This is a genomic window from Streptomyces sp. NPDC001027 (assembly GCF_040299045.1).
Lineage (GTDB): Bacteria > Actinomycetota > Actinomycetes > Streptomycetales > Streptomycetaceae > Streptomyces.
The window spans coordinates 55,608-71,429 of record NZ_JBEPBI010000006.1 but is presented as its reverse complement, the minus strand read 5'-3'; the positions used below and the strand labels follow the sequence as shown (position 1 = coordinate 71,429).

At 71.8% G+C, this 15,822-nt stretch carries 11 protein-coding genes; 3 read left to right on the top strand and 8 right to left on the bottom strand.

Translation table 11 applies throughout. The features are described 5' to 3' along the window. Positions 1–34 precede the first annotated feature (34 nt). Positions 35–961: a proline dehydrogenase family protein gene (locus ABT300_RS04000; protein WP_351671752.1), complete on the bottom strand. Its 927-nt coding sequence runs from the start codon at positions 959–961 to the stop codon at positions 35–37. A 128-nt stretch (positions 962–1,089) separates the two neighbouring features. Here ABT300_RS04000 and ABT300_RS03995 point away from each other — a divergent pair, with 128 nt between their 5' ends. Beyond that, a complete protein-coding gene (locus tag ABT300_RS03995) occupies positions 1,090–2,283 on the top strand; it encodes a PucR family transcriptional regulator (RefSeq protein WP_351671749.1) in 1,194 nt (397 codons plus the stop codon). A gap of 77 nt (positions 2,284–2,360) precedes the next feature. Here ABT300_RS03995 and ABT300_RS03990 read toward each other — a convergent pair whose 3' ends face one another. Further along, complete coding sequence (locus ABT300_RS03990) at positions 2,361–2,951, bottom strand: TetR/AcrR family transcriptional regulator (RefSeq protein ID WP_351671746.1); 591 nt, start codon at positions 2,949–2,951, stop codon at positions 2,361–2,363. 96 nt (positions 2,952–3,047) lie between these two features. On the opposite strand from ABT300_RS03990, the gene ABT300_RS03985 reads away from it, so the two are divergent. Then, positions 3,048–4,568 carry an MFS transporter gene (locus ABT300_RS03985; RefSeq protein WP_351671743.1) on the top strand — a complete coding sequence of 507 codons (1,521 nt, stop codon included), beginning with the start codon at positions 3,048–3,050 and terminating at the stop codon, positions 4,566–4,568. Positions 4,569–4,758: 190 nt separating this feature from the next. Here ABT300_RS03985 and serA read toward each other — a convergent pair whose 3' ends face one another. The 6 genes from serA to ABT300_RS03955 all read right to left on the bottom strand — a co-directional run bounded on the left by serA (position 4,759) and on the right by ABT300_RS03955 (position 14,668). Beyond that, complete coding sequence (gene serA, locus ABT300_RS03980; RefSeq protein WP_319277495.1) at positions 4,759–6,348, bottom strand: phosphoglycerate dehydrogenase; 1,590 nt, start codon at positions 6,346–6,348, stop codon at positions 4,759–4,761. A 233-nt stretch (positions 6,349–6,581) separates the two neighbouring features. Continuing rightward, positions 6,582–7,580, bottom strand: a complete 999-nt coding sequence (ilvC, locus tag ABT300_RS03975; RefSeq protein ID WP_107441775.1) for a ketol-acid reductoisomerase — start codon at positions 7,578–7,580, stop codon at positions 6,582–6,584. 117 nt (positions 7,581–7,697) lie between these two features. Beyond that, positions 7,698–8,222, bottom strand: a complete 525-nt coding sequence (ilvN, locus tag ABT300_RS03970; protein WP_057584948.1) for an acetolactate synthase small subunit — start codon at positions 8,220–8,222, stop codon at positions 7,698–7,700. A gap of 21 nt (positions 8,223–8,243) precedes the next feature. After that, a complete protein-coding gene (locus tag ABT300_RS03965; protein ID WP_351671738.1) occupies positions 8,244–10,091 on the bottom strand; it encodes an acetolactate synthase large subunit in 1,848 nt (615 codons plus the stop codon). Positions 10,092–10,348: 257 nt separating this feature from the next. Next, a complete protein-coding gene (locus tag ABT300_RS03960; RefSeq protein ID WP_502977875.1) occupies positions 10,349–13,486 on the bottom strand; it encodes a putative bifunctional diguanylate cyclase/phosphodiesterase in 3,138 nt (1,045 codons plus the stop codon). A gap of 228 nt (positions 13,487–13,714) precedes the next feature. Then, entirely contained in the window at positions 13,715–14,668 is a 954-nt protein-coding gene (locus ABT300_RS03955) for a 2-hydroxyacid dehydrogenase (RefSeq protein ID WP_351671735.1), read from the bottom strand. A gap of 77 nt (positions 14,669–14,745) precedes the next feature. Here ABT300_RS03955 and ABT300_RS03950 point away from each other — a divergent pair, with 77 nt between their 5' ends. Then, on the top strand, positions 14,746–15,744 hold the full coding sequence (locus ABT300_RS03950; RefSeq protein WP_351671732.1) for an aldo/keto reductase: 999 nt from the start codon (positions 14,746–14,748) through the stop codon (positions 15,742–15,744). The last annotated feature ends 78 nt before the right edge of the window (positions 15,745–15,822 follow it).

Here is a 15,822-nt window from a genome sequence, read left to right as displayed (position 1 = left end):
TCCTTACTGAGCGTGTTGCGAGCGGGGGTGGGGCTCAGCCCTTGGTGACCATCGAGCGCGCGAAGAAACGCAGGTTCGCCGGCTTCTCCGCGAGACGGCGCATGAAGTAGCCGTACCAGTCGGTGCCGTAGGCGGTGTAGACGCGCATGCGGTGTCCCTCGGCGGCGAGCCGCAGGTGCTCGTCGCTCCTGATCCCGTACAGCATCTGGAACTCGTACTCGTCGAGCTTGCGGCCGGCCCTGCGCGCGAGCTCCTGACCGATGGAGATCAGGCGCGGGTCGTGGGAGCCGATCATCGGGTATCCGTCGCCCGCCATCAGGGTGCGCAGGACGCGGACGTACGCCTTGTCGATCTCGTGCCGGTCCTGGTGGGCGACTGCGGCGGGCTCCTTGTAGGCGCCCTTCACCAGCCGTACCCGGCTGCCGCTCGCGGCGAGCCTGCGGGCGTCGGCCTCGGTGCGGAAGAGGTAGGCCTGGATGACGCAGCCGGTCTGCGGGAAGTCCTTCCGCAGTTCCTCGTGGACGGCGAACATCGAGTCGAGGGTGGTGTGGTCCTCGGCGTCGAGGGTGACGGTGGTGCCGATGGCGGCGGCGGCCTCGACGACCGGACGGACGTTGGCGAGGGCCAGTTCGTGGCCGCCGGGAAGGGCCTGCCCGAACATGGACAGCTTGACGGACGCCTCGACCCGGTCGCCGAGCTCGAGTTCTCCCAGCCTCCCGACCAGCGCCAGGTAGGCGTCCCGGGCGGCAAGGGCCTGCTCGGGGGCGGTGATGTCCTCGCCGACGACGTCCATCGTCAGCTCCAGACCCCGGCCGGTGAGCTCTTCGATGATCGGGACGACGTCGTCGACCGTCTCGCCGGGGATGAAGCGGTCGACGACCTGCTTCGTCACCGGGGCCGCCGAGATCAGGCGTCGCATCCGGTCGCTGCGCGACGCGGCGAGAATCACGGGACCCAGCACGGGGCACCTCCACAAACCAGCAGATAGAACCACCGTGAAACCTAAGGATCCCTCCGATCGTGGGCCATCGACAGCTGTCACGCATCCGTGCCGCCGATCTCAGACAGATGTATGAAGGGCGGTCGCGCATGGGGGAGAATGCCCCGGTGACGTCGGATTACCGGGACCATCGGGGCGACTACCAGGAACTCGTCGACGAGCTCTCCGAGCTGCTGGGCGCCCCCGCGACCCTGGAGAACCGCGACTTCGAGCTCCTCGCCTTCGGCGCGTACGCGAGCGAGGACGAGCTGGACGAGTCCGCGCTGGACCCGGTCCGCACCCGCTCGATCCTGACCCGGCGTTCCACGTCCGCCGTCCGCGCCTGGTTCGAGGGCTTCGGCATCACGCGCGCGCAGGGCCCGGTCCGCATCCCGCCCACCCCGGAGGCCGGGGTGCACCGGGGCCGCGTCTGCCTTCCCGTACGGCATCGGGGCGTCGTCCTCGGTTACGTCTGGCTGCTGGACGACGATCCCGGGCCCTCCGACGCGCAGCTCGCCTCCGCGATGGAGGTGACGGCCCGGATCGGCGCACTGCTCGCCGACGAGGCCCGGCACGGCGCCGATCTCGGCCGGGAGCTGCTCGCGGTCCTGGCGGCGCAGCTGGGCTGGCCCCGGGACATGGCGGTCGCGGAGCTGCGCACCGCGCTCGGGGCCCGCGCGGACGGTCCGCACACGGTGGTGTGCGTGGCCCCCTGGCCCTCGGCCGATCCGGACGACGCCCCGTCGCTGCGCACCCTGCCCGGGGCGACGGCCTGGTGCACGGCGCCGTGGGGAACGGCGTCGCGATCGCTGGCGCTGCTGGTGCGGCTGCGCTCGGCGGACGTCCTCGCCCCCGCGACGTCGGCGGCGGCCCGGCTGCGGGAGCGGGCGCCGGACGCGGCTGCCGGCGTGGCCGCCGGGCGGGTCGGCCTGGCGGAGCTCGGGACCGCGTGGGAGGAGGCGTCGGCGTCGGCGCGGGCCGCGCTCGCCGAGCCCCGCCTGGGACCGGTCGCGCCGTGGTCGTCGATCGGCCCGTACCGGCTGCTCACCTCGCTGCCCCCGACGCGCGTCCAGGACCCCGCCGTACGGGCGCTGGCCTCCCCCGCCCACCGCGAACTGGCCCGCACGGCCGAGGTCTACCTCGACTGCGCGGGCCAGGCCGGCCGCACGGCCGCCGCGCTGGGCATCCACCGGCAGACGCTGTACTACCGGCTGTCGCGGGTGGAGCAGCTGACGGGCCTGGACCTGGACGACGGCGAGGACCGGCTGCTGCTGCACATGACGCTGAAGGCGGCCCGCCTGTAGGACGCGTGCCGAAAGCCCGTGGGCGGGGCGACGCACAGCAGGCCCGCCCGCCCGCACACCCGCCCGCCCCGCTCGGCTCAGCTCTTCGCCGCGCCCGCGATCACCCGCCGCAGCCCCTCCGTGAGCTGCGCCGCGTCGGTCGCCGTGTCCGGGTCGAAGAGCCACTGGACCATGAGCCCGTTGAGGAGGGTCTGGTAGAAGCGGCCCTCCGTGTCGACGGTCTCCTTGTCGAGCTCGGCCTCCGGGACGCCGTTGAACATGGGCACGATCCCCGACCGGCCCTCCTCCTGCGCCTCGGCCAGCAGCTTGCGCACCTCGGGGAGCCGGTCGCCCTGGACGACGAGCTCGAAGCTCAGCAGCCAGATCGCCCGCGTCCGCGGCACCGAGCCGATGATGCTCGCCCACACCTCCTGGAACCGTTCCAGCGATCCCGCGGGCGCCGTCACCTCGCCGCCCCCGCCCCAGCCCGGGTCGAAGTCGTCGCCGGCGCTCTCGATCAACGAGACGTACGCCTGTGCCAGCAGCGCGTCCTTGGAGCCGTAGTGGTAGCCGATCGACGCCAGGTTGGTCCCCGACTCCTTGACGACGTCCCGCGCGGTCGTCCGCAGGAACCCCTTCTCCAGCAGGCAGCGCTTGGCGCCTTCGAGCAGATCCTCACGATGTCCCATGACCTCACCCTATCCCCGATCCATACACGCGTCCTAGACGCTTGATTTATACAAGCGTTCTAGACATCCGTTTAATACGCCCGTACAGTCCCGGGCATGACGACGAACCAGACGAGCACCGCCACCGCCCCGGCGCCCCGCGCCGGCCGCCGCGAATGGACCGCCCTCGGCGTGCTGATGCTTCCGCTGCTGCTGGTCTCCATGGACGTCTCCGTCCTCTACTTCGCGATCCCGGCGATCAGCGCCGACCTCGAGCCGAGCGGCGCCCAGCAGCTGTGGATCTTCGACGTCTACGCGTTCGTCCTCGCGGGCCTGCTGATGACGATGGGCTCCCTGGGCGACCGCATCGGCCGCCGTCGGCTGCTCCTGATCGGCGCCGCCGCCTTCGGCGCCGCCTCGCTGACCGCGGCCTACGCGAACAGCGCCGAGACCCTGATCGCCGCCCGGGCGGTCCTCGGCATCGGCGGCGCGACCCTGATGCCCTCGACGATGGCCCTGATCCGCACGATGTTCACCGACCCCGGCCAGCGCGCCAAGGCGATCGGCCTGTGGTCCGGGGTGATGACGGGCGGCATCGCGCTCGGCTCCGTGATGAGCGGCGTGCTGGTCGAGTACTTCTGGTGGGGCTCGGTGTTCCTGGTCAACCTGCCCGCGATGGCCCTGCTGCTCGTCCTCGGCCCGGTTCTGCTGCCGGAGTCGCGCGACCCCGCGCCGGGCCGCTTCGACTGGCCGAGCGTCCCGCTGTCGATGGCGGCCGTGCTCCCCGTGATCTACGGCCTGAAGGAGATCCCGTCCGAGGGCTGGCACGCCGAGTACGTCCTCTCGGTCACCGTGGGCCTGCTCTTCGCGGCCCTCTTCGTCCACCGCCAGCGCACGGCCGCCGACCCGATGATCTCCCCCGCCCTGTTCCGCCGCCCCGGCTTCGCCCCCGCGGTCGTGCTGAACCTCGTCTCGTCGTTCGGGATGCTGGGTTCGGCCTTCTTCACCACGCAGTACCTGCAGTCGGTCCTCGGCAAGAGCGCGCTGGAGGCCGCCCTGTGGGCGCTGCTGCCCTCGGCGCCGATCGGCATGGCGGCCCCGCTGGCCACGTCCCTGGTCCAGAAGGGCGTGGACCGGGCCCATGTCGTGACGGCGGGCTTCGCGACCGGCGCGGCCGGCTACGGCCTGCTGGCCCTCGCCGGCTCCGACTCGATGTGGCTCGTGCTGACCGCCTGCGGGGTCCTCGCCTCGGGCATCGTCATGGTCCTCTCCCAGATGACGGACCTGGCGATGAGCGCCGCCCCGGTCGAACGCGCGGGTTCGGCGTCCTCGCTGCTGGAGACGGGCGCCGAGTTCGGGGGCGCGCTGGGGATGGCCGTCCTCGGCTCCATCGGCACGGCGCTCTACCGCCACGACATGCCGTCCTCGGCTCCGGCGGAGGCCCGCGAGACCCTCGGCGGCGCCCTGGCCGTCGCCGGTCATCTGCCCGGACGCACGGGAGACGCCCTGGCGACCGCGGCCCGCGCGGCCTTCACCGACGGCATGCGGGGCGCGGCCATCGCGGGCGCGGTGATCCTCGCGGGAGCCGCGGCCGCGGCGACGACGACGCTGCGCCGCAGCCGCGTAGGCGACAAGTAGCCGCTAGCCGCACACACGAGAACGCCGGACGGGACTGGAGTGATCCAGCCCGCCCGGCGTACACGGTCGAACCGTGCTCAGTGAACCAGCCCGTCTGGGGGCGCCCCCTTGGGGGGAGTTCGAGGACGAGGCCCCTTCAGGGCCGAAGCGGGGGCCCGGGGGCGGCAGCCCCCGGAACGTGCGGCGACCCTCAGACGAGGTTCACGGCACGAGCAGACGTCGCCCCGATCTCCTCCGCCACCTCCGCCAGCACCGCCGGCGGCACCGTGTCGTCCACGGTCAGGACGGCCAGCGCCTCGCCGCCCGCCGCAGCCCGGGCGACCTGCATGCCGGCGATGTTGATGCCCGCCTCGCCGAAGACCCGGCCGACGGTGCCGACGACGCCCGGCCGGTCCTCGTACTTGAGGACGACCATGTGGTCGGCGAGCGCGAGGTCGACGTCGTACTCGCCGACCGCGACGATCTTCTGCAGGTGCTTGGGGCCGGCCAGCGTGCCGGAGACCGACACCTCCTCGCCGTCCGACAGCGTGCCGCGCACGGTGACGACGTTGCGGTGGTCGGCCGACTCCGAGCTGGTCGTCAGCCGCACCTCGACGCCGCGCTCCTGCGCGAACAGCGGGGCGTTGACGTAGGACACCGTCTCGTCGACGACGTCCTCGAAGACGCCCTTGAGGGCGCTGAGCTCCAGCACCTTCACGTCGTGCTGGGTGATCTCGCCGTACACCTCGACGTCGAGGCGGACCGCGACCTCGCCGGCGAGCGCGGTGAAGATGCGGCCGAGACGCTCGGCGAGCGGCAGACCGGGCTTGACGTCCTCGGCGATGACACCGCCCTGGACGTTCACCGCGTCGGGGACGAGCTCGCCGGCGAGCGCGAGACGCACCGACCGCGCGACGGCGATGCCGGCCTTCTCCTGCGCCTCGTCGGTGGACGCGCCGAGGTGCGGGGTGGCGACGACCTGGTCGAACTCGAACAGCGGGGAGTCCGTGCAGGGCTCCTTCGCGTACACGTCGAGACCGGCGCCGGCGACCCGGCCCTCCTTCAGCGCCGAGTACAGCGCCTCCTCGTCGACGATCCCGCCGCGCGCGGCGTTGACGATGCGCACGCTCGGCTTGACCTTGCGCAGCGCCTCGTCGCCGATCAGACCGACCGTCTCGGGGGTCTTCGGCAGGTGGACGGTGATGAAGTCGGCGACCTCGAGCAGCTCGTCCAGCGTCAGCACCTTGACGCCCATCTGGGCGGCGCGCGCGGGCTGCACATAGGGGTCGTAGGCGACGACCTTCATGCCGAACCCGGACATCCGCTGCGCGACGAGCGCGCCGATGCGGCCGAGGCCGACGACGCCGAGCGTCTTCTCGGCCAGCTCCACGCCCGTGTACTTGCTGCGCTTCCACTCGCCGTTCTTCAGCGCGGCGTTGGCCTGCGGGATGTGGCGGGCGGTGGCGAGCAGCAGACCGCAGGCCAGCTCGGCGGCGGTCACGATGTTCGAGGTGGGGGCGTTGACGACCATCACGCCGGCCTTGGTGGCGGCGGAGACGTCGACGTTGTCCAGGCCGACGCCGGCTCGTGCGACGACCTTCAGCTTGTTCGCGGCGGCGATCGCCTCGGCGTCGACCTTGGTGGCCGAGCGGATCAGGATCGCGTCGACGTCGGCGATGGCCGGGAGCAGTTCGGCTCGGTCCGCTCCGTTGCAGTGCCGGATCTCGAAGTCCGGGCCAAGCGCGTCCACGGTCGCGGGCGACAGCTCTTCAGCGATGAGTACGACAGGTTTCGAGCTCACGTGAGTCCTCACAAGTCCAGAGCGTGCGGACGGCCGTCCCGACGGCCGCATGCGGAGGAGGGGCTAGCCGCGTGGAAGACGCACGACGCTGTGGGCCTGAACGCGTATATGAACAGCAGTGTAGTGCTGCGGCGGAGGTCGCCTCATGCCTCCGCGGAAGGATCACCCGTCCGTGGTGGGACAGGATGGACAACGGGGCCGGAGCAGTGCGCTCCGACCCCTGTCCGTGAGGCCTAGGCCTCTTCGTCGACCCAGCTCATCAGCTTGCGCAGCTGCTTGCCGGTGGTCTCCAGCAGGTGCTCGGAGTCCTGCTGCTTGTACTCGTTGTACTTCTTCAGACCGCCGTGGTACTCGGCCATCCACTCACGCGCGAAGGTGCCGTCCTGGATCTCGGCGAGGACCTTCTTCATCTCCGCCTTGGTGGCGTCCGTGATGATCCGCGGGCCGGTGACGTAGTCGCCCCACTCGGCGGTCTCGGAGACCGACCAGCGCATCTTCTCCAGGCCGCCCTCGTACATGAGGTCGACGATCAGCTTCAGCTCGTGCAGGCACTCGAAGTAGGCGATCTCCGGCTGGTAGCCCGCCTCGGTCAGCGTCTCGAAGCCGGCCTTCACCAGAGCGGCCGTGCCACCGCACAGGACGGCCTGCTCACCGAACAGGTCGGTCTCGGTCTCCTCGGTGAAGGTCGTCTTGATGACGCCGGCGCGGGTGCCGCCGATGCCCTTGGCGTAGGACAGCGCCAGCGCGAAGGCGTTGCCGGTGGCGTCCTGCTCGACGGCGGCGATGCACGGGACGCCGCGGCCTTCCTCGTACTGACGGCGCACCAGGTGGCCGGGGCCCTTCGGGGCGACCATGCAGACGTCGATGCCGGCCGGGGGCTTGATGAAGTCGAAGCGGATGTTCAGGCCGTGGCCGAAGAACAGCGCGTCGCCGTCCTTGAGGTTGTCCTTGATGGACTCCTCGTAGACCTGGGCCTGGATCGGGTCCGGCACCAGGATCATGATGACGTCGGCCTCGGCGGCGGCCTCGGCGGGGGTCACCACGCGCAGACCCTGCTCCTCGGCCTTGGCCTTGGACTTGGAGCCCTCGTGCAGACCGACGCGGACGTCGACACCGGAGTCACGGAGCGACAGGGCGTGGGCGTGGCCCTGGCTGCCGTAGCCGATGACCGCGACCTTGCGGCCCTGGATGATGGACAGGTCGGCGTCGGCGTCGTAGAACAGCTCGGCCACTTTGGGTTCTCTCCTTGAGTGCAGGTGGTGCGTCCCACCGTATGACGGCGGGCGGAAGGTAGGTCTCGGGGTCTCGGCATACGGGCGGCCGATGACGTCAGCCGCCCGTTTCCATACTTACGCCGACCGGTCGAGAGCGCGCAGCGAGCGGTCCGTGATCGAACGGGCGCCACGGCCGATCGCGATCGTTCCGGACTGGACCAGCTCCTTGATGCCGTACGGTTCGAGCATCTTGAGCATGGCGGTGAGCTTGTCGTTGCTGCCGGTGGCCTCGATGGTCACGGCCTCCGGGGAGACGTCGACGGTCTTGGCGCGGAACAGCTGGACGATCTCGACGATCTGCGAGCGCGTCTCGTTGTCGGCGCGCACCTTCACCAGAACGAGTTCGCGGTGAACGGCCTGTCCCGGCTCCAGTTCGACGATCTTCAGCACCTCGACGAGCTTGTTGAGCTGCTTGGTGACCTGCTCCAGCGGCAGCGCGTCGACGCTCACCACGATCGTGATGCGGGAGATGTCGGCGTGCTCGGTGACGCCGACGGCGAGCGAGTCGATGTTGAAGCCCCGCCGGGAGAACAGGGCGGCGATCCGGGCGAGGATTCCCGGCTTGTTCTCCACCAGGACGGAGAGCGTGTGCTTGGACATGTCTTCCTACGTCTCTCTCGCTCAGTCGTCTTCGTTGTCGCCGAAGTCGGGGCGGACGTCCCGGGCGGCCAGGATCTCGTCGTTGGAGGTGCCTGCGGCGACCATCGGCCACACCATCGCGTCCTCGTGGACGACGAAGTCGACGACGACGGGACGGTCGTTGACGGAGTTGGCCTCCGCGATGACCTTGTCGAGGTCGTCCGGGGACTCGCAGCGGATCGCGTAGCAGCCCATGGCCTCCGACAGCTTCACGAAGTCGGGGACACGGGTGCCCCGGGCCTCCGGGTTGACGTCGTTCGGGCCGGAGTGCAGCACGGTGTTGGAGTAGCGCTGGTTGTAGAACAGGGTCTGCCACTGGCGGACCATCCCGAGGGCGCCGTTGTTGATGATGGCCACCTTGATCGGGATGTTGTTCAGGGCGCAGGTGGTGAGTTCCTGGTTGGTCATCTGGAAGCAGCCGTCGCCGTCGATCGCCCAGACCGTGCGCTCCGGCGCGCCCGCCTTGGCCCCCATCGCGGCCGGCACGGCGTAGCCCATCGTGCCCGCGCCGCCGGAGTTCAGCCAGGTGGCGGGGTTCTCGAACTGGACGAAGTGCGCGGACCACATCTGGTGCTGGCCGACGCCCGCCGCGAAGATCGTGCCCTCGGGGGCGAGCTGTCCGATGCGCTCGATGACCTGCTGCGGCGAGAGCGAGCCGTCGGCGGGCAGGTCGTAGCCGAGCGGGTAGGCGTCGCGCCAGCGGCTCAGGTCCTTCCACCAGGCGGTGTAGTCGCCCTGCTGGCCCTCGCTGTGCTCCTTCTGGACGGCCTGGACCAGGTCCGCGATGACCTCGCGCGCGTCGCCGACGATCGGGACGTCGGCGGCGCGGTTCTTGCCGATCTCCGCCGGGTCGATGTCCGCGTGGACGATCTTGGCGTACGGCGCGAAGCTGTCCAGCTTGCCGGTGACGCGGTCGTCGAAGCGGGCGCCGAGGGCGATGATCAGGTCGGCCTTCTGCAGGCCCGTGACGGCGGCCACCGAGCCGTGCATGCCCGGCATCCCCAGGTGCTGCGGGTGGCTGTCGGGGAACGCGCCCAGCGCCATGAGGGTGGTGGTGACGGGCGCGCCGGTCAGCTCGGCGAGGACCTTCAGCTCGGCCGTGGCGCCGGCCTTCAGGACGCCGCCGCCGACGTAGAGGATCGGCCGCTTGGCGGCGGTGATCAGCTTCGCGGCCTCGCGGATCTGCTTGGCGTGCGGCTTGGTCACCGGACGGTAGCCGGGCAGGTCCATGGTGGGCGGCCAGGAGAACGTGGTCTTCGCCTGGAGGGCGTCCTTGGCGATGTCGACCAGGACCGGGCCGGGGCGGCCGGTGGAGGCGATGTGGAAGGCCTGCGCGATCACCCGCGGGATGTCCTCGGCCTTGGTGACCAGGAAGTTGTGCTTGGTGATCGGCATGGTGATGCCGACGATGTCCGCCTCCTGGAAGGCGTCCGTGCCGATCGCCTTGGACGCGACCTGTCCGGTGATCGCCACGAGCGGCACCGAGTCCATGTGCGCGTCGGCGATCGGGGTCACCAGGTTGGTGGCGCCGGGGCCGGAGGTCGCCATGCAGACGCCGACGCGTCCGGTGGCCTGGGCGTAGCCGGTGGCGGCGTGGCCCGCGCCCTGCTCGTGGCGGACCAGGACGTGACGGACCCTCGTCGAGTCCATCAGCGGGTCGTAGGCGGGAAGGATCGCACCGCCGGGAATGCCGAATACCGTGTCGGCGCCGACCTCCTCGAGAGAGCGGATGAGGGACTGCGCACCCGTCACGTGCTCGACGGACGCGGAGTGCTGTCCTCCGGATCGGGGCCGCGGCTGCGGATGGGCCCCGGTGGCCTGCTCGGTCATCGGCATTCTCTTCTCGATGCTGAGGGTTTTACTGAAGGTTCTACGGGTGCTGCTGGGGATCGTGCGGGGGCGTCGCCCCGGGTTCTGTGCAACAAAAAACCCCTCGTGCCATAAGGCAAGCGAGGGGAGCGCGCCGGGTGTGGGTCGCTGTGGGTTCCGGGTCGATCCGGACGCCACCAGCTTCAGCCGACGCGCTTGCCAAGTACGAGAATTCGGGTGCGCATGGCATTGACCCTCCCCCTGGCGCACACCGACTGTCAAGTGGGTGGGACGGGAGTCTCATTATGTGAGCGTAGGGCACTTCCGCTCCCCAGGACGGCGGTCACCCCACTGGTGTACACCCCCGCGCCGCCGCCCGCGAACGCGGGCTCTCCCGGCCCGTCGTGCGGCACGGGATAGCGGCCCGTCGCGAGGGCGCGGCGCAGCCGGTACTCGTCGAGCGGTCCGGAGAACGCCATGCCCTGGCCGTGGGTGCAGCCCATCGCGTGCAGCGCGACGACCTGCTCGGGCAGGTCCACGCCGTCGGCGACGGACTGCAGCCCCAGATCGGACGCGATCCGCAGCAGCCCGCCGGTGATCTTGTTCAGCCGGGCGGACTCGACGACCCCCTCGACCAGCGTGCGATCGAGCTTGAGGACGTCCACGGGCAGCCGGCGCAGCGCCGTGAGCGCCCCGTGGCCGCCGCCGAAGCCGTCCAGGGCGATCCGGACGCCCAGGCGGCGCAGGGCCCCCAGGCGACGCTCCAGCTCGTCCAGCGGCACCCTGGGGTCGGTGTCGGAGAGTTCGACCACCAGCGAGCCCGACGGCAGGCCGTGCCGGGTCAGCAGCGCCTCCACCGAGCTCAGCGGCATCGAGCGGTCCAGCAGCCGCCGGGCGCCCACCCGGACGACCACGGGCAGCGTCAGCCCGCTCGCGGTACGGTCGGCCGCCTGCTCGACGGCCTGCTCCAGCAGCCAGCGGCCCAGTTCGGCCGTCCGGTCGCCGTCCTCGGCGACCCGCAGGAACTCGGCGGGCGTGAAGAGCACGCCCTGCGAGGAACGCCAGCGGGCCTGCGCCGCGACCGACGAGATCCGGCCGTCCGAGAGACGCACCACGGGCTGGTGCAGAAGGGCGAACTCTCCGTCGTGCAGCGCGGCACGCAGCCGCGTGGCCAGCTCCGCCTTGCGGACGACGTCCTGCTGCATCTGCGGCTTGTAGAGCTCGACCCGGCCCTTGCCGCCGGCCTTGGCGCGGTACATGGCGAGGTCGGCGTTGCGCAGCAGCTCTCCCGCGCCCAGACCGGGTTCCGCGAAGGCGACGCCGATGGACGCGGCGACGCGGACATCGTTGCCGTCGATGAGGTACGGCTGCGAGAGCGTGAGCCGCAGACGGTCGGCGAGTTCCAGTATGTGACGCTCGCGGGCGGCCCGGTCACGGGTGCCGTCGCCGACGATCAGAGCCGCGAACTCGTCGCCGCCGAGCCGGGACGCGGTGTCGCCCTGACGGACCGCGTCCTGCAGCCGGCGGGCGGCCTGGACCAGCAGGGCGTCTCCGGCGGCGTGGCCGATGGTGTCGTTGACGGCCTTGAAGCCGTCGAGGTCGATGAAGAGGACGGCCGTGTTGCGCAGGGCGGGGCCCCGGTCGGAGCTGCGGCGGCCGGACAGCGCCTGCTGCACGCGCCGGGTGAACAGGGCGCGGTTGGGCAGGTCGGTGAGCGGGTCGTGCTCGGCGTTGTGCTGGAGCTGCGCCTGCAGGCGCACCCGCTCCGTCACGTCCCGGCTGTTGAAGATCAGGCCGCCGTGGTGCCGGTTCACGGTCGACTCGACGTTGAGCCAGCCCCCCGCCCCGGAGCGGAAACGGCATTCGATGCGCGTGGTGGGCTCGTCCTGCGGGCTGGCGGCGAGGAACCGGCGCACCTCGTGGACCACGCAGCCCAGGTCCTCCGGGTGGATCAGGTGGGCCAGCTCGGTGCCCACCAGCTCCTCGGCGGACCGGCCGTACACGCCGGCGGCGGCCGGGGAGACGTAACGCAGCACGCCGCTGGGGGCGGCGATCATGATGACGTCGCTGGAGCCCTGGACCAGGGAGCGGAAGTGGTTCTCCTTCTGGGCCAGTTCCTGCGTGAGGGCGATGTTGTCGAGCAGCATGATCCCCTGGCGGACCACGAGGGCGAGCACGACGGTGCCGCCGGTGAGCAGCACCACGCGGTCGACGCTGCGTCCGTTGAGGACGTTGTAGAGGATGCCCAGGGTGCAGACGGCGGCGGCGAGGTACGGAGTGAGCGCGGCCAGCGAGCCGGTGATGGGCCGGGTGGCCGGATAGCAGCCGTGATCGCCGCCCTGTGCGGGCGTCGGGGCCTGCGCGGACGTGACGGTCCGGACTCCGGGCCGCTGTCCGGGCAGGTGCTCGTGCACCACGCGCGTGTACCCCTCGTCCGCCCCGCGCCCGTGCCTGCGGTAGGCCGCCCAGGGCGCGTACGCCAGGAGCAGCGAGCCGGCGAACCAGCCGGCGTCCAGGAGCTGCCCCGAGCGGTAGTCGTTGTGCAGCAGCGGCGAGGTGAACAGGGCGTCGCACATGACGGTGAGCGCGAGGGCGCCGACGGCCGTGTTGACCCCGGTGCGGTTCACGGCGGTGCGCCGGAAGTGCAGCACCAGCACCATGCTCACCAGGGCGATGTCCAGCAGCGGATACGCCAGCGACAGCGCCGCGTGCGCCACGCTCGGGCCGTCGAGTTTGGCGGCCTGGGCGAGCGCGAGGCTCCAGGAGAGGGTGAGCAGCGAGCCCGCGATCAGCCAGGCGTCCAGCCCCAGGCAGACCCAGCCCGCCTTGGTCACCGGGCGGGCGGCGAGGACCAGCAGCCCCACGATGGCGGGGGGCGCGAAGCACAGGAAGAACACGTCGGCGAGGCTGGGACTGGGCACGGGCCGCCCCAGGACCACCTCGTACCAGCCCCAGACCAGGTTGCCGAGGGCCGCCATCGCCGAGGAGAGCGAGAACAGCATCCAGGCGGGCCGGAAGCGGACGCGGCGGACGCGCGCGTAGCAGAAGCAGGACACGGCGGCCGTGCCGGCGGCGGCGGTGAGCCCGAAGTCGCCCATGATCAGCGCGAGTTCTTCCGAGCCCCAGCCGAGGGCGGCGCCTACGGCGTACCCCGCGCACAGGATGGCCAGCAGCAGTTGGTGGACCACGTTGGGTCCGGGGCCGCCCGCGGGCGGCGCGGCGAAGCACGGCGTCCCCGCGGGAGGCCGCGTGCGCGGCGCTCCGTCGAGGAGGGGGGTGGAGGTCGACGGCGAACTCACCGGGCCCTCCCGGTCCGTGCCGCCGCCGGGTCCCGGTGAGCGCTGCGACCGTGTCCGCGCGCGGCCGAGCGCCAGGGTCGCCGGCGGCGACTCCGCCGCGTCGGATCGTTCGTCCATTGGCCGTGCATCGCCCGTCGCCCCCCTCACCAGTCTGAAATGTCCGTCCCTGACGCCGGTCGTGCGCGGCGCAGCCCCTGTCGGGACGATACACCAGTCTCGTCACTCAGGGACATAGTTCCTCTACGCTGCGTGACGATCATCGGCATATGCGCCCGGATGAGGTACGGACCGCGTCCGGGGGACTGCGGAGGGCGCCCGAAACGGACCGCGGAAGCCCCGCAGGCGTCACGTCCCGGCCGGGGCGCCCGTCGTGAGGATCACGTTGCGCAGCGGCTCGCGGTTCACGAAGCGGCGCAACTGGTCGGCCAGCAGGCGGTCGGCGCGGGGCCGGAAGGCGGAGGTGGGTCCGCCGACGTGCGGGCTCACGAGCACGCCCGGGGCGGTCCACAGGGGGTGGCCCGGGGGCAGCGGCTCGGGGTCGGTGACGTCCAGCGCCGCGGTCAGCCGGCCGCTCCGCAGTTCCGTGAGCAGCGCCTCGGTGTCGACGACCGGGCCCCGGGCCACGTTGACGAGCAGCGCGCCGTCCTTCATCCGGGCCAGGAACCCGGCGTCGGCGAGGCCCAGCGTCGCCTCGTTCAGGGGCGTGCAGAGGATCACGACGTCCGCTTCGGGAAGCAGGGCGGGCAGTTCGGCGATCGGATGCACGGGGCCGCGCGCCGTCGTGCGCCAGGAGCGCGCGACGCGCGCCACCCGCGCCACCTCGAAGGGCACGAGCCGGTCCTCGATGGCGGAGCCGATGGAGCCGTATCCGACGATGAGGACGTTCTTGTCGGCGAGCGCCGGCCGGAACCCGCCGAGCCACTCCCCGCGGTCCTGCGCCCGGACGAAGTCGGGGACGCCGCGCAGCGAGGCGAGGACCAGGGTGAGCGTGAGCTCGGCCGTGCTCGCCTCGTGCACCCCGCGCGCGTTGCAGAGCCGTACGCCGGGGGGCAGCGTCCCGAGGGCCGGCTCCACGTGGTCGATGCCGGCGGACAGGGTCTGCACGACCTCCAGCGAGCTCATCGCGGGCAGGGGTCGCTGCCCGACCTCGGGGTCCTTCATGTAGGGGACGACGTAGAAGGCGCAGTCGGCGGGGTCCGCCGGAAAGTCCTGCTCGCCGTTCCAGAAGCGGTAGGCCGGGCCCTGCGGGAGGCCCTCGATCTCCTGCGGGGGGATGGGCAGCCATACGTCAGCACTCATGGTCGGGAGGCTATGTCAGGCCCGGGCCGCGGCAGAGGTTAGGTTGGGGGGTCGGGTTGAGGGAGGGTTTCGGGCAGGTGGAGCGCAGGACGATCGGCGCGGGGGCGCTCGAGGTGGGCGCCGTCGGTCTCGGGTGCATGCCGATGAGCTGGGCGTACAGCGGGTCGCGGCAGCGGGGCGACGAGTCGCTGAGGGCGGTGCACCGGGCGCTGGACGAGGGCTCGTCCCTGCTGGACACCGCCGACATGTACGGCCCGTTCACCAACGAGCTGTTATTGGGACGGGCGTTGAAGGAGCGGCGCGAGGACGCGTTCGTGTCGACGAAGGTGGGTCTGCTCGTCGGCGAACAGCACATCGTGGCCAACGGCCGCCCGGGATACGTGAAACGGGCCTGCGACGCCTCCCTGCGGCGGCTGCAGACGGATGTCATCGACCTCTACCAGCTGCACCGCGCCGACCCCGAGGTGCCGGTCGAGGAGACCTGGGGCGCGATGGCCGAGCTCGTCCGGGCGGGCAAGGTGCGGGCGCTGGGACTGTGCGCGGTGGGCGCGCGGGGCGGCCGCCGGTCGAGCGGGCGCCTGTACGACGGAACGATTCGGCAGCTGCGGCGCGTCCAGCAGGTCTTCCCGGTGAGCGCGGTCGAGGCGGAGCTGTCGGTGTGGTCGCCCGAGGCGCTGGACGGTCTGCTGCCGTGGTGCGAGGCGCACGGGGTCGGCTTCCTGGCCGCGATGCCGCTCGGCAACGGCTTCCTCACCGGCAGGCTGACCCCCGGGCAGGGATTCGAACCGGACGACATGCGGGCCCGGCATCCGCGGTTCACCGCCGAGATGATGGCCTCGAACCAGCCGATCGTCGTCGGCCTGCGCCGGGTCGCCGCCCGGCACGGCGACGCCGTGACGGCCGCGCAGGCGGCCCTGGCCTGGGTGCTGGCGCAGGGCCGGCACGTGGTGCCGGTCCCGGGCGCCAAGCGGGAACGGTGGGTGTCGGAGAACGCGGGCGCCCCCCGGCTGCGTCTGACGCCGCAGGATCTGGCCGAACTGGCGGGGCTGCCGGGGGCGCAGGGATCGTGGGAGTGAGCGCCCCCGCCCGGGGCGCCGGGGCCGAAGGGACGAGCACCGCTTTCGGGTGGGCGCCGCGCCGGACGGGAACCCCAC